The organism is Dawidia soli, assembly GCF_018598185.1.
In the GTDB taxonomy this organism is placed as follows: domain Bacteria; phylum Bacteroidota; class Bacteroidia; order Cytophagales; family Cyclobacteriaceae; genus Ohtaekwangia; species Ohtaekwangia soli.
Genome location: NZ_JAHESC010000023.1, coordinates 1 through 20305, shown reverse-complemented (window position 1 = coordinate 20305; position 20305 = coordinate 1). Strand labels below are relative to the sequence as shown.

Here is a 20305-nt window from a genome sequence, read left to right as displayed (position 1 = left end):
ATCCTTTCAATTAACCGTAATTGCCAGCACCTTTTCGGTTGCGTTGTTATATTGATCGTAAACTTTAATATGGAACTGGTAAATGCCGGCTACGGATGATTCGCCGATGTGATACGGGATCGAAAAAAGGTATTGCCGCCGTGTATCGACGGGAAAAAAGTATTGGTCGACGGTGTACAGCGTATTGGCCGGATCATAATAAAACAGCTCTATTCTGCCGCCTGGCAGATCGCTGTTGTCGGTTATCTCACCTTCGAACAATATTGAGTCACCGGGCTTTACAGCCGTTTCCGACGCCGGGGTGGCGACGGTAAGCTCAGGTGCCTGGACATCGTCGCTATTTTTGATCTTCATGCTAAAGACCAGGGGCTTTGCCTCGTTGCCGACCTGATCCAACCCATAGACCAGTAAATGATAGTTTCCGGCTGCTACGTTATCCGGCACGGTCAGCTCTTCGGTTATGTGCTGGCGGACACCGTCGATCTTTTCGATCCGCGCAACAAACCACGGTTCCCCTGTTGCCCCGGTTCGCCCATGTGTATGGCAGTCGAAATTGTGGTGGATATCGATCTTGTATTGCGACAGACCGACATCATCCGAAAAGTGAAGATCGAGGTAAAGCGTTTGACCTGATAACAGCGAAAAGACATGTGTATCCGGGAAACCACAAATATCCTGTGTACCGTAGAGCGGATCGCTGTTCTGAAGCTCGATAACCGGCACCGCTGTATCTGGCTTTTCCTCTTCCGAGCCGGAGCTGCAGGCAGCAAACAATGCGATGAGCAGCGTATATTTTACTATTCTCATATCTTCTCTTTTCATCGAACGATAACAAGTTTGGATGTCTGTGAAGCATTCCCCGAATGGATCTTATAGATATAAAGTCCGGTGGGAAGTGTACGGACGTCGAACGTTTCGACGTGATGACCGGCTTCCTTCAAGGCCGGTTCAGTGTGCATTACTTTTTTGCCTCGCATATCGTAAATGGCAACAGAAGTGCTGGCTGGTTTTTGCAACGAGTATGCTATAGACGCCTCGTGTATGGCGGGGTTCGGATAAGCCGTGAGAAGCTGTAGCCCGCTGGTATGGGAGGGGGCCTCTATACCGGTAACCTGGTCCTTGCGATAGATTATGGGAAAGATGCCGAGATGACCGTAATATCCTGCTGTTTGGTACGCTTCTGAAATGGGGCGCCATACGCGGTCGCTGTGGTCATGAACACGGACTACGTTGCGGGCGCGATCATCGGCTTGCGGGCGGGTATTGTTTGACGTGTGCATGATACCGATGTCATCGCCATCGAAACCTCCATGGTAATAGTCAGTAAGATTAAAGGTAACGAAGAAAGATCCGTCCACGGGAACCGGCTCGCTGAAACGCACCTCCATCGCATGAGATGACAGATCAATATCCTTGAAGTATACATCTTTCCGGCCGATTTTTCGATCGGGGTATCCCTGATCGTTAACCGAAAAGACGTTGTACTCGCCCACGTTGTTTCCGTTCTTGGAGCGGCCGTGATGGTAAACGATTATACCTGCTACCCAGGTTTCTCCGTCGGTAGTATACTTTTCGCCAAACTCTTCGTGGCCAGAACCATTTTTCCCCAGGAATGGTATGCTGTTATTTGTGGAATCGATGAGTGCGAACTGACTTGCGCTGAAATTGTACAGCGTATCGGCGACTGCCTCGAAATTCATTATGGGAGGCGTAATCGTTTGATCACCTTCACCTGTTGCGTTATCGCTGTATCGGTAGATCTTTCCGTTGCTGTCGGTGGCCCAGCCCCGGTTCATATCCTGGAAATAGACGCTCAGCATGCTGGCGCCAAAGACCGGTGCGCGGTGCCAGGTATAGCCACCGTCGGTTGTTGAATAAATAGCGCCGCGTGTCTCGTCGCTACCGACAATCCAACCACGGTGCGGCGTTGCAAAGTATACGCCCGTCATGTGGCCGACAAATGCGTGGGGAATGACCTGGTATCGCCAGCTTTCCCCACCGTCGGTGGTTTTGAGTATGTAGTCATTGTTTCCGACGGCATAACCGACGTGCTCATCGGCAAAATACACGTCATTAAGCTGACGCAGGATGCCCGAATTTTTAGGCGTCCATGTAGCACCACCGTTAGTGGTCTTAAGAATCGTACCGCGCTCGCCCACGGCCCAGCCGTGATCTTCGTCCAGGAAGAAAATGGCGGTTAATGCGGGCGCATTTGCCGCTGCCTCAACTTGAGGAACCCAGGTCGTGCCGGTATAGTGCAGAAGGGTATTGCCATCTCCCACAATCCAGCCTTTATCCGTTCCTTTTAAAAAGAAAACATCGTGCAAATCTTTTTCGCCTACGGTTTGTGCCGTCCAATCGACACCGTTAGTCGTATGTAGGACGTTCCCGCGTCCGCCGACCGCCCAGATCTTCGTTTCATCCTGGACTGCCAGGCTTTTCAGGTCGTGCCAGGATTGCGACTCGTTCTCCCATGCAGGGGTGTTTGCGACGTTCCAGCTGGCTCCACCATCGGTCGTTTGCAACAACGCGCCTGAGTATCCTACAGCCCACCCCGAATTGTCGTTGGAGAAAGTAATATCGAAAAGGCCGCTCTCCCAAATGAAGGGATCGAGTTTTTTCTGCCAGTGGATACCGCCGTCACTGCTGGTGAGGATGCCATCGCCCCCGGTAATAAAAACGATGTCTGCGACGGTGCCCATGAACGCAATGTCCTGGGCATAGCTGAAGTCAACCCCTTCGGGCGTGCGCTCCTGCCAGGTAGCTCCGGCGTTGTCAGTATAAAGGAGCTTACCGTACATCGAGGAGATATAACCATGCGTTGCGTCAAAAAACTTTAGTCCCGTGATATAAACACTGCTGGAAGAACCGCCGGCATCGAGGCCGCTGGCAACGGGTGTCCAGGTCAGCCCACCATCTGTCGTGCGAGCCAGGAGGTTGCCACTACCGGCCACCCATCCGTCTGTGACGGAAGTGAAACTCTGCCTGGAGATCGTCTGATTTTTTGCAGGGTCTGCGGGCGACGTCAGCATGTGCCATGTCTCGCCTGCATCGGTAGATTTGATCATACCGTTGGATGATGACAGATAACCGATCGAGCTTGTCAGAAACTGGCCGTCTACAATACTGAACAACTCTGATGAAAACAGTCGTCTATTCCATGTTTTCCCGCCGTCGTTGGTCTTAAAGACCAATAGCTCGAAGTCGAGTGTCTCACCGGCAATGATACCGACATTCCTGTCAAAGAAATGGATGAACCGGGGGACATTTAAACCTTCCAGTCCGGAAACCGGCAGCAGGTTCCATGTTTTGCCGCCATCGGTCGTTGCCAACACCTGCGGGATGTAGGGTGTACCGAACGGGCCGCTGGGGGGGGTATACATGTCGACTTTTGCGCCCGCGCTCCATCCCTCTGTGGCGTTGATAAAGCTTGGCTTGGAGGATGTGAAGACGTCTCCGGGATGCGAGACGTATTGCCACGTTGCCCCGGCATCGGCCGAGCGCATCATGGGCGACGATTGCAGGAACAGTGTTCCGGACGGCGCCTGGTAGATGCCCTGCAAGCTACCTCCCAGACCGTAGCCGCCGGCCTGGTACGACCACTGCTGACCGTAACATGCGGCACCAACCGATATGGATATAATGAATGACAGTATTTTTTTCATGCAGTTTTCTGATAAGAATTAGTGAACAACTAAAAACCGGCTGCCGAGGGAAATGCCACCAACATGTATGATGTATATGTACATCCCTGCCGGGAACTCCGACACGTCGAGTTCATATTCATGATTTTCAGCAGGCACATACCCCAGTTGATACCGGCGCGCGTCGTTGCCTTTTGGATCAAGCACTTGCAGCGTTACGCGGGAGGGCTTCGCGAGCGAATACCGGATGTGCAATACCTCAGAGGCAGGGTTGGGATAGGGCACCAGGAGGCGGACGCCCCCTTGTTCGATATGGTTGTCTTCGATGCCGGTCGGAACGTCTTCCTTGAAGGTCACGATGGGGTACAGCGCGAAATGAACTGCAAAGGGCGTGAAGTTCTGCGTCCGGAAGTCAACCCAGTCTGTGAACTCGTGATTGTGTCGTTGGACAACATTCCTGCCGGCCACCTTAAAGTCGGTCACCAGCCGTGAACCTGGCACAGACATATACAGGCCGATGGTATCACCTTCATACCCGCCGTGCGCATAGTCGAAGAGGTTGAAGGACACGTAGAAAGAGTCCGTCACCGCGATCGGATCGTCGAATAAAACGGTGGTCGTACCTCCCTGAACATTCAGATCTCCATACGGCACTTTTTTGCCGCCCAACTTTCGGCCCGGCACGTGCCTTTCTGAAACATTAAAGACGTTAAATTCAGCGAGTGTGTCTGCATGCGCATAGCGACCTTTGAGGTGCGTGACTATTCCGCTCACTTCCGCATTTCCCTTTATATCGTAACGTTCGGCATACTGCTGGCGATACATGTAATTGTGACCGAGGATATATCCCCATCCCTGCGCCTTGTTATATTTCGTAACTTCCAACGGCGCATCCACAGCATGATTTTTCAGCGTGCTTGTGCCCTGCCCGCTGTACTCCACGACCGGAAACAGTGCAAAGTGTGTTGAAATCGGTGAAAAGTTCTGGGAGTAAAAGTCCTTCCAGTCTTCCATCACGTGATTGTGCGCCTGAACGGCATTTCTGCCGAACTTTTTCAGGTCGGCCTCACTGCGTGATCCCGGAAGGCCGCAGTACAATCCCAGGGTATCGCCGTCGTAGCCACCGTGCATATAGTCCTGTACGTTGAAGGTGACGTAGAACGAATCGGCAACTGTAATGGGCGCCGTTAGCGGTAGATAATACGCCCCGCCGTCGAGCTGCAGGTCTTTGTAGAGGCGCTGAACGCTTGCCAGCTTCTTGTCGGGCAGACGCGTGGAGCCGACACTGTATACATTAAACTCGACAAAGTTATTCTCATTCTCAAAGCTCCCGGCCAGATAGGCAATTATGCCTATGATCTTTACTTTTCCGTGCACGTTATACTTCTCAGCGAATTGTTGCCGATACAAGTGATTTTGGCCGAGTATATATCCCCATTGGCCTGGGTTGCTGTATTGCGGGGCATACAACTCCGTATCCGCCGAAAAGTTTCGCAAAGTATCACGTTGTGCATGCAAACCAACGCCAGGTATGGCAGCCAACAGTACTGTGAAGGCGAGTTGGCGCAAAAGAGATAAATCCGCTCTACGCATCGTCCTCATTTTTTTACCAGTTTGATGGTCAATACGCCGTACGCATTCCGAATCCTGCCTATATAGGTGCCCGCCGGTATGGTTGAAACGTCGTATCCCTCCGCATCGGCATTATACCCGACAACGGTAACGTTCTTTCCATCCATCGCGTGAATGTGTAGTGGTTCGCCGGCCGGCACGTCTTTTATGCGAATGAATCTGGTGGCGGGATTGGGATATGCCGTGACTGCGTTCTCACGGGGTGACGGGCGCTCTATGGCCGTGATGGTACCGCCATGCTTCAGAATGCCGCCGCTGCCGGTAAACGCCCAACCATTCTCCGTGTCGGAAAAATAGATGTGACCAATAGAATTGCCGGAAAGAAAGGTATTGTCTTTTGTCCAGGTGGTACCACCGTCATGGGTGATTAACAACGTTCCGGCGCCACCTCCTATCCAGCCTGTCAATTCGTCGAGGAAATACACGCAGGACAGCGACGCGCTGACGCCGGATATCTGCGGAAGCCAGCTCCGTCCGCCGTCCGTAGACTTCAAAATCGTTCCACTGCCCCCTGCAACGTATCCTACAGATTCGCTGGGAAAATGTGCGTCGTTTAAAGTACGCAGGGTGTTTGATGGCACCTGCGCCCATGTTTCACCGCCGTCTGAAGATGTAGCAATGTACCCGGTGCTTCCCACAACGACGGCCTTGGACGTCGAGATCCTGCGGACCGCTGTCAACTGTGTATTTGCCTTTGCTGCTTTTGGAGCCCAGGTGTTTCCGGCATCGATGGATTTAAGTATCGTATTCGAGTCGCCGGCGACGAGTAGCATAGTCGATGTCAACCCTGCAATTGCCCGGATATTGCGGTTCGTATTGCTCGGTACAGTCTGCCAGGAGGCGCCGGTGTCGCTCGTACGCACGATCACGCCACCGCTTCCGACGGCAACACCGTGCATGGCCGATGTCATCGTCACATCGTTAAGTGGTCCGTAGCGCTCGGAACTTCGAGTCCACTCGTTACCACCGTTGGTTGTTTTCAGAATGTAGCCGACATCCGATACCGCGATGGCTACCCGCGGCTCCACAAAGGCAGCCGCGGTGAAACTTCCCTGGAAGTTTTTATTGAGGTTGCTAAAGCTCGCGCCGGCGTTAGTGGTGCGATACAGGTTAAAGCCGTCCATCGCATAGCCTGTTTGGGAATTGACAAACACGAGAGAATTCTTGCGATTTCTTCCATAGACATCGCACAGCGCGTTCCAGGTGTTTCCGCCGTCACCGGTGCGGTACAGGCAGCCATTCATGGTAGTGGTGTTGAAGGCGCTGGCCCATCCGGTCTGATTGTCCTGAAAAAATACTTCGGAAAAATAGTCGTCGTTTCCGCCGCCGATCTGATTTGTCCACGTTACTCCAAAATCGGCCGTATGGACAATGCTTTGGTTCGGCCCGACGACCCAGCCGTGACGCGGATCTGTGAAATACGCTCCTTCGTGAAACGTCGTATGGTGGGCAGGATCGATGTGCGTAGTGTCCCAGCTGGCGCCGCCGTCCGTTGACCGGTACAAAAGGTTATTCCAACTTACGGCAACGACCGTATCGCCCTCGAAACTTCGGACATAAAAGAAGCCGGAAAAATCTGCTGTTTTTGCGGGCAGATTTGATATCGTGGTCCAGGTACGCCCGCCGTCGACGGTCTTGTACAAAACGTTATCCACGTATCCTGCGTCGCCGCAAATATAGCCTACCTGGGACGTAACAAAGTGGATATTGCGAAACGTCCCCCCCGTCGGATCTTCGAGCTGTTTCTCCCAGGAGGTACCGCCATTTGTCGTGTGATACACGCGGCCGCCGGCCGCGCATACCCAGCCTTCGTTTTCATTGATGAAACTAAGTGCATAACCATTCACGCGCTCGGGCAGCGCCGCAGTCTTGAATGTTGCTCCGCCGTCACCGCTTTTCCAGAAGTCACCAAACGAACATAACAGGTATATTTTGTCATTGCCAAACACCCTGATGTCGGTAAAACCGTGTTGCAACTCACGGGGCATTTGCCAATGCCAACCACCCTGAGCATGCAAAGCATGGACGCTCAGCGTGAGAATCATTATCAGTATATGTCTTGTCATAGGCTTACTTCACATTTTAGTTTTTGATCAGGTTAAATACATAGCTCCCGGCAATGCTTGCCGCACGGCCGTTCGCTGCGTCGTCACCGTACTGAAAACTGATTTGCAGCGTCTCGCCGGATACATTTACCGTGAGGATCACATCGTCGTCGCGTTCGACCTTACTTACATCCCCGGTCACTAACTTCCAGGTGCCTTGTGCCGGCCATACGGCCGCCGATGCATTTGAGGTCTGATACGTTTGTTCTCCCATGGTAAGCTCAAATGTATCCCAACCGGACAGGGTAACGTCATCGCGTTTTACGGAACCGGTTTCACCTACCGTCCAAGTGCCGACGAGTTTCTTGCGCTGAAGAGCCTCCTCACCCGGCTCGTTGTTGTCGTTGTTACAGGCCGTAAATGCCAGTAGAAAAAGCACGCAGCATACGCTGCACAATCGCATTGCCATTGCGTTCATTGAATAAAGAGATTTGGTTAAAGAAAAAAATAGTCGCGTTGCCATCAGCCCACGGCGATAGCACCTGCGGTGTGCAGCGTTGTGCTGCTTAAAACGACGAAGAGCTAAGCCTGAAGAGGCGGTGCTCTGGTGCTGAGAGACGCGGTGTTAACCGTCGCGACAGAATAGATGGGTGAAGAGAGATGCACCTCTTCCGCTATAATTTCGGTTAAACGGTGTGTGGCGGCGTAGCTGGCAACTTTCTTCGAGAGATGGTCACACAAGGTACACTTGTGTTTGCCGACTGTTATGTGAAATGCATGCTTGCAACCTTTTCCCGTGTCTTTGTGATGCAACGCGATGTGACAGGGATCCCGTTCGTCTTCTTCGGTGTGGGGTGTTTCCTCAGAATGGTCATGTGCAGCGGGATGTACCCAGCCTAGGCTGAGGCTGCTTATATATAAAAATAGCAGAAATGCCACGTACGCCCTAAACGGGAGTCCTGGTGAAGTATTTGCTATCGTTATACTACGTTTCACGCTATGCCATTCGAACGGTGACGATTTGCTTGCGATGTTCCACAAAAATAAACGAATTATATTATTTGCAACAATATTGCAAAAGAAAATTGGCGTGCGGCACTGACAATGGAAAGCACTGGGAGGTTGAACGAATGCTGGTATCTGACGCTGTCTGGGCTTGCTAAAAACGTGTACGCATTAGCTCAGATTCCAAGGCAGAGCGCCCTAAAAGGGAGCTCTGAAAGACAATGGAGCCGGCGATCGAAAATTCGGCGATTAGAGTATCTAACCGTCACCTTGCGACTTTAGATTGAGAATGACGTTAGGTGAATAGCAACCGTCATCGCTCCCCATGTTGTCATGTCTTGCAGTACGGATGAACATCCCGCACTTTGAAAGTTGCTCCCGACACAGATGTTCCGTTGATTAAGGAACATGATATTGTAGTTCTTCTTCTTGTTAGCAGCGCATAGGAGTACACCGTTTTTGAAGGCAAAGGTTTCCATCATATACTCCTGTGGATTTTGTTGTCCCGCCCATCCTACAAAAGCTTTTCTCCGTACAATGAGACCGTCTGCCCTGTATGCCGGGCAAAAATATGTGAACTGTGGATCTGCCAGCCAACTCAATGAAAATCCGGCGGCGTTCCCTTCGAATTCGGCCGATTTTTGCTGCATCTGATCCTGGTTCAGATTTGTAGCCACCTCTATTGTCGTTTCATATGTGTTGGTGGCGTCCGTCACGGTAATCTTGGTATTGCTTATGCTTATCGTCATATCCTTCGGCAGCACTAGAGCGGCACCTGAGCTTGCCTCCTGATAAATGTCGAACAGTACGCGTGAACGATCTATTGCCACTGGAAATGTATTGATCATTTGATTCAAGCCCTGTAGATCATCTGTCTCACTACTCGCCGCAAGCTCTGCTAACGATCTGGTGCGCAATTTTAAAAATTTAAGATCTGCCAGTTGCAGGTTCACTGTTTCTCCCTCGTTTGTTATATCGGCAGAAAAGTACAACGTTGATTGCAGGCTTGTCGTCCCGAAAGATTCCGTTGATGCCATCAACTTCGCTATTTCCGAAACTGGGATGGCCCAACTTATGGAGTATGCGCCATTTTCCAATCCTCCATCGCCAATTCCTACCACCCTACCCTGGGAATTCAGAACAGGGCAGCCGGAGAATCCCGGCAGTAAGGGATTATCCTGCAGTTTGTGAATGACAAGCGATAGCCCCGGGCATCCGTTATTCTTAATCTCCGTGACATTCTTCGACGGTAAGATATTACGAAGTTCATTGGAAGAACTCAGCGATAATTTCCGCTGATCCATGCTCTTGGCGTCAAAATAAAATCCAAGTGCTGTTAGGTTCTGATTTAATGTTAGCTCGGCCGTGGCAAGCTGCAGGGCCGCCACATTCAGCGGATTGTCGATTTTGATCAATGCCAGGTCGGCATGTTTGTAGATCTTTTGAACAGTGGCTGTGCGCTCGGCTCCCTGACGCTCGTACCTCACGAGAATGTTGCTGGCTCCGGCCACTACGTGATACGCTGTAACAGCATATTCTTTTGATTGATATATAAAGCCTGTGGCGATCTTCTCCTTTCCATTGGGAAGGGGTATGGTGATCTTGACTACCGACGCACCGAGCTGGTTGATCTGCGCAGCCGAAAGTTGTGCGGTTGCATGGCGCGCTAACAGCACAAAAAGCGCGAAAGCAATCAGGATCTTGCAGTTATTCATTCTGAAAGAGGTTTAATGTTGCCTGAATAATGGCGGCCTGCGCCTTACTATCCTTCACGAAGTGGGTCAAGGTATCGGTATATTGTTGGTACTTTCCTTTTCTATTTCGAAATGCCGTTAACTGGTCTTCAATCGAACCATAGTTGTCACGTTGCAATGCTTCGAAAGATCTTCTCTGTGCTTCGGCATTGTATAAGATGGATCTCTTCTCGTCTTGCATGGATACGGGATCCTTCGCGACCAGTGAACCTGGCGGAACGATCCCATACTCTTTATACAAAAAGATAGTACGAGCTTCTTCCTGTGAAAAACCAAGTTCTCTCAGTTCTCCGATCAATTTACCTGTCGGTGGTGACAATAGTCCATTTGCTCTTATATAAACGGATCCGAGGATGGCAGTTACGCACGTAAAGCTAAATGCGATCATGATCAATAATCTTTCACTTTTCTGCTCGATCTGCTCGCTCGCCGGTTTTAAGCCAAAATAAGCCGCTAGTAGCGATGTTAATGTCGTTAACACAATGGCTACTACTGGCGAGCTCGATAACCCAATGCAAATGCCAATCAGCAAGCCTAATCCAATTCCACTGAATATGTGAATTCTCCTTTGTCCCATCGTTGCTATGTTACGTTGAAGTTTGTGTTATCGCTGCAGTCCCAATAAATGTAGCTCGTATGACTCTTGCGTCATCAAGATCTGAAGAAGCTGGCCTCCCGGAAACAGAAAGCCTATACGAACCTCTGAATTTCCTTTCATGATCGAGTTATGCCATTGTTCCGGATCATCTTCGTCCGTTATATCAGATCCTTGGGATGATTTGTCGAATTCGGGGTCTGCATTTGTCATATCGTTTTGTTTCAATATACGCTGAACCTCTTCCATGGCATGTTTAAAGCCCATGGGATTACGTTGAAAGCGCATGGTATAGATACGATCGTCTTTCAGCCATTCTTCGTATACAGAAGAATTTGGACTATATGTCCCTGTGATATTGAGTTCATACTGCCCAAGTTTTTGAGCATTGCATGTGGCTATGGGCAGCCAAAAAAGAAAACACAATAGGATCTTATACATATGTTTGAAGTTATAAAATAGGCAGTCGAGAGGAACTTATCCTTTAAATGCTATCGAGTTGAAGATTCCCAGTGGGCTGGCGATCGCGTGGATCAGGTGGGGCAAGGAATCTTGACCAAAGTAAAATATTTTTGCTAATGAGGCAATATCTGAAGGGTGGTTATGTTCACTCTTCGGTTGGGCAATGTGGCGTGAAATTGGGGTTCGCGTAGCGTTTTCTGATTGCGAGACCGGTATATGTTTGAGACCCTCTGATGTCTTATCGTTAACGAAGATGTACGCTCGGGGTAATAGCCGATCTACGTGGCAATACCCTGGTGATGGTGCTGGAACGAGACAAACTTGTGGCTTGTGAAAATGAGCTGCTGGATTACCGTTGGTGCTCCCAGCTATCCGAGTTGCAAAACCACACGATGCGCCTTGCTTCGCTCGTCGTTTTGCATTTAGGAGGTTCTGCGCTCGAGTGAAGCGCTCGGACTCAGAACCTCCTAAATGCAAAACGCCCCCAGGAAAACCTGGAGGCGCATCGTGTTACGTTTTACTAGTGATCCCGCTGGCATCCGAACTGGATAGCCATAGGGTTGATAAACAGAAAGTTATATATGCCGCTCTGTGTTACTAACCGAATTACTCACCATATCAAAGCGGCTCGAATACTATCAAAATCTATAAGAACGTCTATGTATAAAGATACAAATAAAAGCAATTTCTAATACAAATTGAGTATAAATAATTGCTTTTGAATCCATCTACCTAGCGATCAAGATACCGTGCCACCTCATCTTCCGGCAAGCCGGTATAGGCACAAAACTCGCCTAGCGAGACAAGTTGGTGCCGCTGCTTGCCCAGGGCGCGGCGGATCCTGGTCATGACCTTACGGGCATAACGCCCACTCCTACCGGTTATGACCTCTATATCTTTTGAGTAAATAACGACGCGTTTGAGTTCCATAATACTTTATCTATACTGTTGGTATACGTTGTCTTTGCTTTGCGCCTGGAATATAACACGTGGAACAATTAGGAACAGTTGGCACCGTATGACCTGATGCGGAACCTGCTCTTTTGAGGACCGCCCCATTCATTATTCTTTTGCTGCTGTTGTTGCAACGACGGCCTAACCGACCTGGGCATGTAAACAGGACGGACAACGAAACAATAATGAATGGCAAGACAAGAAGGCCTGATTAAACTGACAGGCCAAATGGGAGGCGTAAGCTTCTACAAGACCGCCCAGGACGGATTCCTGGCGCGGACAAAGGGCGGCATCGATGGCGAGCGCATCAAAACCGACGCAGCTTTTGAGCGTACGCGCGAGAACGGCGCAGAGTTCGGCAGGGCCGGCATAGCCGGCAAGCTGCTCCGCACCGCGTTTCGAGCGCTTACAATCAATACATCGGACAGCCGGATGGCCAGCCGCCTTACGGCGGAAATGATGAAGGTGCTCAAGGCAGACGCAACCAACGTGCGCGGCGAGCGCAACGTGATTGACGGCGAGGCAGAGTTGCTGCGCGGGTTTGAGTTTAACGAAAACGCGAAGCTGAACCGGACATTTTTTGCGCCGTACATCGCTACCCTAGACCGCGCCACAGGCGCAGCAACGGTAACAATACCGGCGTTCATTCCTGCTAACATGATCGCGGCACCGCAGGGCGCGACACACATGCGGCTGGTCGCCGCCTGCGCCTCGATAGACTTCCAAAATGAAGACTATGGGACAGACAGCGCGACAAGCGCGGAGCAATCATTGAGCAGCGTGGCACCACTGCCTGCTCTTTCGCTGGAAATGTCGTTTGGAGAAACAGACGGGCGACCGCTCTTCCTGGCGTTTGGTGTGGAGTTCTACCAGGTTGTTAACGGCGTTATGTACACCCTCAAAAACGGTGCTTACAACGCCCTAACCCTGGTAGCTGTTGATGGAGGTGTCTAATGGAGCTGGAGTTGAACCGGGTGTATTACCCGGAAGGAACGAACGGCCAGATTCAACACGAGGGGCAGCCGATCTGCCCCTCTATTGAACTGCCCTGGCGGGAGAACCGGCGCAGCATTTCATGTATACCGGAAGGCCGATATGAAGTGCGAAAACGGCATACGCAAAAGCGCGGGCACCATCTCTTAGTAATAGACGTGCCCGGCCGAAGCGGAATACTGATCCACCCGGCAAACGACGCACAGAAGGAGCTGCTTGGCTGCATCGCGCCGGTAACGGAACTCACCGGCGCGGGTCGCGGGATCCAATCACGGGCGGCGAACGAGAAGTTAAAAGACCTGGTGATGGCCACCCTGGATCGAAAAGAGAAAGTTTTTATCACGATTAAATCAGAAAAAAGATGAATGTAATTCAAAGAATGCAGGCACCAACGCCGAAGTTTTTCAAAACGTTACGGGCCATTGGCCTGGCCCTGGCTGCAGCCAGCGGGGCACTGCTGGCTGCACCGGTGGCGCTGCCGGCGGCCGTGATCACGCTGGCGGGCTACCTTACAGTAGCCGGCGCCGTGGCTACTGCAGTAAGCCAAACGGCCGTAGCCAATGAAGAGAGTGAGTACGACGATGACGGGCCATAGTGAAAGCACTCTGGCGGGCGTGATCGGTGGCACCCTCTCTTCCATCTTCGCGACCCTTCACCTGGTGAACGCCGTTGAAACAATCGTGCTATCGGTTTTAGGTGCTGTAGTAAGTTTCTTGGTATCGCTGGGCATGGAATGGATCAGAAAAAAGATTCGCTCGCGATAATGAAGGGCCTCCACGCGGAGGCCTTTTTTTGTTTCAAAGGTTATACATCACACCGTAGTGCCTTCTTTGGAGAATCGTTATTGTTTATTGAATTTTTTCACCCACAAACAGCCGAAAAGGGGGGTGGAGTGGCTCCCAGGTGTCGGCAGCCAAGGCAAAGCAGGGCGGGATGAGGGCGGCGGATTTGCCTTGGCTTCTGCGATGGCATGTGCGGCCTGGGAGACGAGCGGAACGAAGCGGGGGCCTTGCGTGGTCGCCACGTGGAAGTAGCGACGATGGTGACGCGGGGAGGACGCAGGCGCGAGCGTTCAGAGACTGAACGCTCAACATCAGATAGACATAGCTATCCGATAAGGGCAGAGCCCCCTAAAAAGGGAGCCCTGAAAGACAAACTTCAAACCAGAAAACGCGCACGAGAAGGAACTCGTGACGATAACGCCGCGAAGGGCCAACGTGAAAACTGAATGCAGCCCAATGACGAGGGGCAACGCCGACCAGCAACCACCGGGAGCCAATCGGTAAACGAAGGATATATTTAAACATAGGGCCACACCACGGGACCGGACAGAAAGGTGCAAGGGCCGCCAAAAGAAAATACTACCTAGAGGAAGGGCTGGCATGTGGGTGGGCGGAAGGTGGGATTTTCTTTTGAGCGGGCGTAGCGAACCCTTGCGGCTTTCTGATCCGCATGCCCGTAACTTTGCTCTGTGTTTAAATGCTCGCTTCATACATCGGATAGTTCCTGCCTTTTGGTATTCAGGCGCGCCCGAGCCGGCGTGTGGGGGGTGCGGGGGGAGCCGGCGAGGATCAAGGCGCGCACCAACAATAGGTCTTGGCCTGCCTCCGCTGCCCCCCGCAAAAAAAAAGTGGCAGGCCAAGACCGCGCGAGCACGGGTGGTTGTGTCAAAGCTGGCTTTGGCGGTAGGCAGAGCGAAGCGGCGCCAGATCAAAAATAATCAGCAGGGCCGGACAAAAGGCCTGACAGGCGCCGAACAGAATGGTCTAAGGAACGGGGCATGTGTGGCAGGAACGGCAGTGTGCTTTAAAGTGCGAACGGAGCGGCAGCGAAGAGAGTACTTTAAAGCTCTCTGCCGGCGCGGAGTGGTAGGCCATGTAGTGAGCGCCTGGCGGGACTTTTGTGCCGGCCCCACAACCAACCGCGCGCAAGCGCTCCTTATCTACCTTGAGGCCTGCCGAAGGAGGCCCTGGGCGGGAAGGAAAGTGTGGTGGCGCAGTGTGGGATATTATGTACAATGACATTAAACTGTGCCTGGCAGGAAATCGACTGATCATTAGGTAAAAGCGCGAGGAGTGAGGTGGGCTACCGGAGCGTCAGAACTCATAACATGATCACAGCGTTTACGGCCGGTAGAGGATGTCCCAGCATTAGACTTACTCTGGACTTTCAACGGGTAAGCGAACCGAGACCATATCCTCCTGTTACTCATGTTTTATCCATGAAACGGATGAGCTTGCGTTCTAAAACATCCATTTTTTTTAGTTCACATTGCCAAATTACAAGAGATTTCCAACCCAATTTCTTTAACTCACTACGAACTCGGGAATCCCTTTGTCGGTTCCTGTCCACTTTATTCTTCCAAAATTCTATATTCGACTTAGGTAATCTCCCTTTAGGACAAGTATGGCCATGCCAAAAGCAGCCGTTAACAAATATTACTTTTTGGTGCCTTTTTAAAACAACATCTGGCGATCCTGGAAGAGATTTTACATTTAACCTGAACCGAAAGCCGAGCTTCCAGATCAGACGACGAACAATTATTTCACAACCTGTGTTTTGAGATTTCACAGAACGCATTATCTTGCTTCTCAATTCGCTAGGTATCATATATTAAACAACCAAGTTAACGTTCCGATAGTTTATAAATTACCTTTTTTGTATGTTATTTGGGCTCTTATGATTAAAAGGACATTTATAGATTTATTTTCTGGGTGTGGTGGCTTCAGTCTGGGGGCCCATTTGGCTGGCTTCCACAACGCGCTTTCAGTCGATATTGACCCTATATTAACATCTTCCTATAGACTAAATTTCCCAACATCGAATCTCCAGATTGCTGATCTGAAACAAGTGGAAGACATCAGAGTTATGATGAAAAACCCTCCAGCAAAGCCTGATTTGCTTATTGGCGGTCCCCCATGCCAAGGGTTTAGCCACATGGGAAAGCGAGATGCGGAAGATCCGCGGAACGAGTTGATTTGGCATTTTTTTAGACATGTAAGGAAGGCTACACCGAACGTTTTTATTATGGAAAACGTCGACGGGCTGGCTACTTCTGAATATGGAAGGAAAATAGTTGAAGAGGCTATTCTCCAATTGCCGAGTTACTATAAAACATCAGGAATTATTAACGTTAACGCTGCCGACTTCGGTGCGGCCACCGCACGTCCACGTGTCCTCATTGTAGGTTTTGATTCAAGATATGTGGACGATCCTCGTCTTGAAGAAAAAATTAAACCGGTAAAAAAAAGAACAACGGTCTGGGACGCGATTAGTGATTTACCTGGACCGGTAAATACCGCAGAAGTAAACGAATTTGTTTGGACGAAATATACTTATAGGGGCGATATATCTAAATATGCAAAGGCATTGCGAGTCGCACCACTGAAAAATCTTGGTTGGAGTCAGGCAGTAGATCGTTTCAACGCGGGTCAAATTACTGGTTTAAACGCAACTACTCATACTTCTGACGTGAAGGATAGATTTAAGCTTACGAAGCAAGGCGAAGTGGAACCGATCAGTCGATACTTTAAATTGTCTTGGGACTTGCCCAGTCGAACAATTAGGGCGGGAACCGGACGAGATAAGGGAGGTTTCCAGGCAGCAAGGCCAATTCATCCGTCACAATCGCGAGTAATTACGATTAGGGAAGCGGCGCGTATACAAGGTTTTCCTGATTGGTTTGTTTTTCATCCAACCAAATGGCACAGTTTCAGAATGATTGGAAATAGCGTAAGTCCAGTTATGGCCAAACGAATAATAAAAAGTTTATGAGCGAAGCGATTGTAGCAAATGCGAGTCCTGATAAGCACTTTTTTGTTGAATCCTTAACGAAGGATATTACCTTATTGGACTGCGTACTCGATCTTATCGATAATTCGATCGATAGTGTTTCTTCACACTTAAATCCCGGCGATGTGTTGAACGTTGCTGATAGCTTGAAGAACTCCAAAGTGAAAATTGACTTTGATAAGAATGCCTTTACTGTGACTGATAACGGTAAGGGGATCGAACTTCAAGATGCTATAGATACTGTCTTTAGGTTTGGGTCGATTAAGAAATCCCAAAAGCAATCAATAGGCTACTATGGCATCGGACTCAAACGAGCCATATTTAAAATGGGAAAGGAAATTTTTGTAGAATCGACGAGCAAGAAAGAAAAATTTCAGGTAACTATTGAGGTAGAAAATTGGACTCGGCAACCGGGAGATTGGAGTTTTCCTATAGAGATAAAAGGTGAAAACGGGGATCCATCAAATACCGGAGTGGGCGTGCTTGTGCAGGGTCTTTACCCGGAAATTTCGGAATCTTTTGGCTCGCCCGTGTTTACTACTAAGCTATCAGAAACAATCGGTAGGGACTACTACTTTTTTCTAAGGGCGGGATTAGAGGTGTGGATCAATGGAAATCTAGTGAAGCCTGCGCAGTTAGAATTGAAGACGGGCGGTGATTTTAAGCCTGGTGTTGAGGAATATACTGATCAGGGTGTTGAGGTAAAAATAGTATCAGGCTGCCACTCGACGTTCGAGGCGCAAAACACGGAAGATGCCGAGAATTTTGACCCAAAAATCAGCGGCTGGTATGTTATCTGCAATAACAGAATAATACTTGCAGCGAACAAAGACGATAAAACGATATGGAGGGGGCGTCATGAAAACTTTACATATTGGCATCCTCAGTATAATGGTTTCGTAGGATTTATATTTTTTAGTAGTGCCGATCCTAAGCTTTTACCATGGACAACGACTAAACGGTATGTCGATCTGGAGTCGACTCTGTATCGAAGCGCTCTGCCCAAAATGCTGGAAATGACAAAGCCTTGGATTCGTTATACTCAACAGCGAAAGGCTGATATCCCCAAGGCCAAGCAGTTGGAGGAGACCGCTACAAAGTCAACCCTCGGCGATATTATCGCCAGCCATAGTCGACGCCAAGACGCAGTCACTCCGAAAGAAACGCCGTCATTTCCAGTAATTCAATCTACTCAGGCTGACTATTATGTTTCTATCCAGTTTAAGGTCGAAAAAAGCAGGGTTGAGAAGTGTAAAATTGAATTAGGGAACCCATCCATGTCAAATGGAGACTTAGGAAAACAGGCGTTCGAATATTTCTACTCTAATGAAATTGGCTGATGAGTTCTTCTAACAGCATTAACTACTCAATTCGAGTAAATAAGTCGATTGAGAGAAAGATAATGTCCGAAGGTATTTCCAATGTGATGTCTAAATTTGACATCACTTATCGATATATTGGGTTCGGCTCACTCTGGTTTGTTGATTTTATACATTTTCATAAAACATTGAAGATACACGATATGGTTTCCATCGAGAAGGACCGGATAGTGTATGACCGCGCCGATTACAATAAACCTTTTTCATGTATCGACCTGGTTTCCGGTGAGTCCGCTGCCGTTCTTCAAGACATTCTCTCAAAGTCGGACATGCCATCGATAATCTGGCTCGACTACGATGCCAGTGTTTATCAATGTAGCTCTTATCAAGCTGATGTCGACAATATTGTCAATTATAGTAAGAATGGATCTCTCCTCATTGTTACAATGAATGTCGGGGTGAGTCATGGTGTTAGAGAAATGAAAAGGCAGGCGGCAGCAACGACTGAACCGGAGTCGTGGGTTCCTAAGGTGACGGGAATGCTCCGTAATACCTTTGGTTTGGTCAATATGGAGTCAGTGTCAGGTAGGATGCTTACAAATCAGGATCGGTTTCCTACGCTTGTTAAACCATACTTTGAAGAGACAATCCAGAACAGCATTTATAATTCGGGTAATCACAAGGTTTGTACAAAAATCTTTGACATGGCGTATTCGGACGGCGCCGAAATGCTTACACAGGGTTTTATCCTTCTTGATAGCGATAAAAACGCCGATATCGACAAGCTTACTCCATTCAAGTCCCCTTATTTTCTAAACGAAGAGACGTTTAGAATTTCTGCTCCAATTTTAACATCCAGGGAAAAGTATGAAATCGACAAAAGATTGCCCTCTAATGATATAGAAGCATTCATCAGGGAAGCTGGCACTACAGATCACGAAAATGAGACTTACTTGGCCAAGGAGAAACTGGGATTTCCTCTCAGTGTTAAGACTCTTAGAGGTTATTCCCAATTATATAGGTATTATCCTACTTTTAGCGAGATATTTACCGGATAGGATAGCTGATTGTCTAAATTGTGTAGTCAGTGTTGAAAGTATAATTATAGATAGGCGTTCGACAATAGAGTTGTAACAGTGATGACCGATGGACACAGCTGTCATTCTACAGTTGATCCGATCTAACAGTCAAGCTAAAGCATGACCTTTTGGGAACTTTATTGCTTCAGTGGTTTCTTCATGTCAGTATCGCTTCGTGGTCATTCCGTTATGACTGCTGTAGCCTCATGTGTATTCTGGGTAAGTTCTCGCTGGTGACGCGAACAGAGGTCGACATCTATGCCAAATGATCAGACCTCTCCTCTAACATTATGATCGCTTGTCTGCACTATGATCGTTGAAAGCAAGAATATTAAACATCTCTCGCATGCGACTGCGGACGCGCGGGCCATACATGGTGTCGATTTCACTAGCTGTGAGATTGGTGGTCAAGTGTGTCAGCATGTTAAAGGCTATGAAAAAGTCGTAGCGAGAAAGAACTACCTCCGCCATGACATTGCATTCATTGCCATAGTACTTCAGGGCTTGATCGGCGCCTAAGTCGTCGAAGCAGTACGTACGCGGGCCGTGGGCGTGGAATGAGAGACGGCTGTAGCGATGGATGACTTCGTAGCCGTCCTGTATGAACTCGAAGCTGACGTCGCGCGTTGGCTTGATGGTGAAGTTGCGGTCTGGACCCGGGATCAGGCGCATCAGGGTCATAAGGCTGGTTTTACCGCAGCCGATCGGACCGGTCAGGGCGATGCCTTTGCAGAGATCTATGCCCAACTGGTCGGCCTGGGCGGCGTCGGCAAGGAAGTATACCAGGAGGCGACGGACCAGCTCGTAGTCGGCCTGGCGGATGGCGAAGTGGGGACCGAATTGTTTGCGTCCGTGGGCCTGGAGGTTGAGGATTAGCCAGGGGAAGCTATAGCCGGCGATGGTGTCCACTAGCGCTGCGGCGCCGGCGGGTGGCGTAGCCGCCCCGGCAGCGGTTACCCCGCTCCGGGGCCCCCAGGACGGCCAACGTGGGGGAGGCGGGGGGGTATAGCCAACGACGAGCCCCCGCGGCG

Annotated in this window: 17 protein-coding genes; 6 read left to right on the top strand and 11 right to left on the bottom strand. The window is 49.8% G+C overall.

Annotated features, from left to right (window positions below; all coding sequences use genetic code 11):
• Nucleotides 1-6: 6 nt before the first annotated feature.
• The 9 genes from KK078_RS16230 to KK078_RS16190 form a co-directional block, all read right to left on the bottom strand.
• On the bottom strand, nucleotides 7-807 hold the full coding sequence (locus tag KK078_RS16230) for a DUF4625 domain-containing protein (protein WP_254091347.1): 801 nt from the start codon (nucleotides 805-807) through the stop codon (nucleotides 7-9).
• Nucleotides 808-818: 11 nt separating this feature from the next.
• The gene (locus tag KK078_RS16225; RefSeq protein ID WP_254091346.1) at nucleotides 819-3665 is read right to left on the bottom strand and encodes a T9SS type A sorting domain-containing protein; all 2847 of its coding nucleotides are present in this window, start codon (nucleotides 3663-3665) and stop codon (nucleotides 819-821) included.
• Between the two features lie 18 nt (nucleotides 3666-3683).
• On the bottom strand, nucleotides 3684-5141 hold the full coding sequence (locus KK078_RS16220; RefSeq protein WP_254091345.1) for a T9SS type A sorting domain-containing protein: 1458 nt from the start codon (nucleotides 5139-5141) through the stop codon (nucleotides 3684-3686).
• A gap of 101 nt (nucleotides 5142-5242) precedes the next feature.
• Nucleotides 5243-7342, bottom strand: a complete 2100-nt coding sequence (locus KK078_RS16215) for a YCF48-related protein (protein WP_254091344.1) — start codon at nucleotides 7340-7342, stop codon at nucleotides 5243-5245.
• Nucleotides 7343-7358: 16 nt separating this feature from the next.
• Nucleotides 7359-7799, bottom strand: a complete 441-nt coding sequence (locus KK078_RS16210) for a hypothetical protein (protein WP_254091343.1) — start codon at nucleotides 7797-7799, stop codon at nucleotides 7359-7361.
• A gap of 805 nt (nucleotides 7800-8604) precedes the next feature.
• Entirely contained in the window at nucleotides 8605-10041 is a 1437-nt protein-coding gene (locus KK078_RS16205; RefSeq protein ID WP_254091342.1) for a S1 family peptidase, read from the bottom strand.
• Entirely contained in the window at nucleotides 10034-10657 is a 624-nt protein-coding gene (locus tag KK078_RS16200) for a hypothetical protein (protein ID WP_254091341.1), read from the bottom strand. The genes KK078_RS16205 and KK078_RS16200 overlap by 8 nt, the downstream gene beginning before the upstream one ends.
• Nucleotides 10658-10684: 27 nt before the next feature.
• Nucleotides 10685-11116 (bottom strand): hypothetical protein, encoded by a 432-nt coding sequence (locus KK078_RS16195; RefSeq protein WP_254091340.1) that lies wholly within the window; start codon nucleotides 11114-11116, stop codon nucleotides 10685-10687.
• Between the two features lie 753 nt (nucleotides 11117-11869).
• Nucleotides 11870-12067 carry a hypothetical protein gene (locus KK078_RS16190; RefSeq protein ID WP_254091339.1) on the bottom strand — a complete coding sequence of 66 codons (198 nt, stop codon included), beginning with the start codon at nucleotides 12065-12067 and terminating at the stop codon, nucleotides 11870-11872.
• Nucleotides 12068-12280: 213 nt separating this feature from the next.
• Between KK078_RS16190 and KK078_RS16185 the strand changes: the two genes are divergently transcribed.
• The 3 genes from KK078_RS16185 to KK078_RS16175 are packed head-to-tail and all read left to right on the top strand — an operon-like array spanning nucleotide 12281 to nucleotide 13679.
• Entirely contained in the window at nucleotides 12281-13045 is a 765-nt protein-coding gene (locus KK078_RS16185) for a hypothetical protein (RefSeq protein WP_254091338.1), read from the top strand.
• Nucleotides 13045-13449 (top strand): DUF5675 family protein, encoded by a 405-nt coding sequence (locus tag KK078_RS16180; RefSeq protein WP_254091337.1) that lies wholly within the window; start codon nucleotides 13045-13047, stop codon nucleotides 13447-13449. Before KK078_RS16185 ends, KK078_RS16180 begins: the two co-directional genes overlap by 1 nt.
• Nucleotides 13446-13679 (top strand): hypothetical protein, encoded by a 234-nt coding sequence (locus tag KK078_RS16175; RefSeq protein ID WP_254091336.1) that lies wholly within the window; start codon nucleotides 13446-13448, stop codon nucleotides 13677-13679. Before KK078_RS16180 ends, KK078_RS16175 begins: the two co-directional genes overlap by 4 nt.
• Before the next feature lie 1613 nt (nucleotides 13680-15292).
• Here KK078_RS16175 and KK078_RS30830 read toward each other — a convergent pair.
• Entirely contained in the window at nucleotides 15293-15694 is a 402-nt protein-coding gene (locus tag KK078_RS30830; RefSeq protein ID WP_394370569.1) for a very short patch repair endonuclease, read from the bottom strand.
• 69 nt (nucleotides 15695-15763) lie between these two features.
• On the opposite strand from KK078_RS30830, the gene KK078_RS16170 reads away from it, so the two are divergent.
• Genes KK078_RS16170 through KK078_RS16160 form a run of 3 tightly spaced genes read left to right on the top strand, consistent with a single transcriptional unit; the run spans nucleotide 15764 to nucleotide 19253 of the window.
• Nucleotides 15764-16858, top strand: a complete 1095-nt coding sequence (locus KK078_RS16170; protein WP_254091335.1) for a DNA cytosine methyltransferase — start codon at nucleotides 15764-15766, stop codon at nucleotides 16856-16858.
• On the top strand, nucleotides 16855-18216 hold the full coding sequence (locus tag KK078_RS16165) for an ATP-binding protein (RefSeq protein WP_254091334.1): 1362 nt from the start codon (nucleotides 16855-16857) through the stop codon (nucleotides 18214-18216). Before KK078_RS16170 ends, KK078_RS16165 begins: the two co-directional genes overlap by 4 nt.
• Nucleotides 18216-19253, top strand: a complete 1038-nt coding sequence (locus KK078_RS16160) for an O-methyltransferase (protein ID WP_254091333.1) — start codon at nucleotides 18216-18218, stop codon at nucleotides 19251-19253. The genes KK078_RS16165 and KK078_RS16160 overlap by 1 nt, the downstream gene beginning before the upstream one ends.
• A 309-nt stretch (nucleotides 19254-19562) precedes the next feature.
• On the opposite strand, the gene KK078_RS16155 is transcribed toward KK078_RS16160, so the two are convergent.
• On the bottom strand, nucleotides 19563-20183 hold the full coding sequence (locus tag KK078_RS16155) for an ATP-binding protein (protein ID WP_254091332.1): 621 nt from the start codon (nucleotides 20181-20183) through the stop codon (nucleotides 19563-19565).
• Between the last annotated feature and the right edge of the window lie 122 nt (nucleotides 20184-20305).

Coding starts and splice junctions, on each gene's coding strand:
- KK078_RS16230 (WP_254091347.1), bottom strand. CDS start 807: ATGAGAATAGTAAAATATACGCTGCTCATCGCATTGTTTGCTGCCTGC.
- KK078_RS16225 (WP_254091346.1), bottom strand. CDS start 3,665: ATGAAAAAAATACTGTCATTCATTATATCCATATCGGTTGGTGCCGCA.
- KK078_RS16215 (WP_254091344.1), bottom strand. CDS start 7,342: ATGACAAGACATATACTGATAATGATTCTCACGCTGAGCGTCCATGCT.
- KK078_RS16210 (WP_254091343.1), bottom strand. CDS start 7,799: ATGAACGCAATGGCAATGCGATTGTGCAGCGTATGCTGCGTGCTTTTT.
- KK078_RS16205 (WP_254091342.1), bottom strand. CDS start 10,041: ATGAATAACTGCAAGATCCTGATTGCTTTCGCGCTTTTTGTGCTGTTA.
- KK078_RS16200 (WP_254091341.1), bottom strand. CDS start 10,657: ATGGGACAAAGGAGAATTCACATATTCAGTGGAATTGGATTAGGCTTG.
- KK078_RS16195 (WP_254091340.1), bottom strand. CDS start 11,116: ATGTATAAGATCCTATTGTGTTTTCTTTTTTGGCTGCCCATAGCCACA.
- KK078_RS16190 (WP_254091339.1), bottom strand. CDS start 12,067: ATGGAACTCAAACGCGTCGTTATTTACTCAAAAGATATAGAGGTCATA.
- KK078_RS16185 (WP_254091338.1), top strand. CDS start 12,281: ATGGCAAGACAAGAAGGCCTGATTAAACTGACAGGCCAAATGGGAGGC.
- KK078_RS16180 (WP_254091337.1), top strand. CDS start 13,045: ATGGAGCTGGAGTTGAACCGGGTGTATTACCCGGAAGGAACGAACGGC.
- KK078_RS16175 (WP_254091336.1), top strand. CDS start 13,446: ATGAATGTAATTCAAAGAATGCAGGCACCAACGCCGAAGTTTTTCAAA.
- KK078_RS30830 (WP_394370569.1), bottom strand. CDS start 15,694: ATGATACCTAGCGAATTGAGAAGCAAGATAATGCGTTCTGTGAAATCT.
- KK078_RS16170 (WP_254091335.1), top strand. CDS start 15,764: ATGATTAAAAGGACATTTATAGATTTATTTTCTGGGTGTGGTGGCTTC.
- KK078_RS16165 (WP_254091334.1), top strand. CDS start 16,855: ATGAGCGAAGCGATTGTAGCAAATGCGAGTCCTGATAAGCACTTTTTT.
- KK078_RS16160 (WP_254091333.1), top strand. CDS start 18,216: ATGAGTTCTTCTAACAGCATTAACTACTCAATTCGAGTAAATAAGTCG.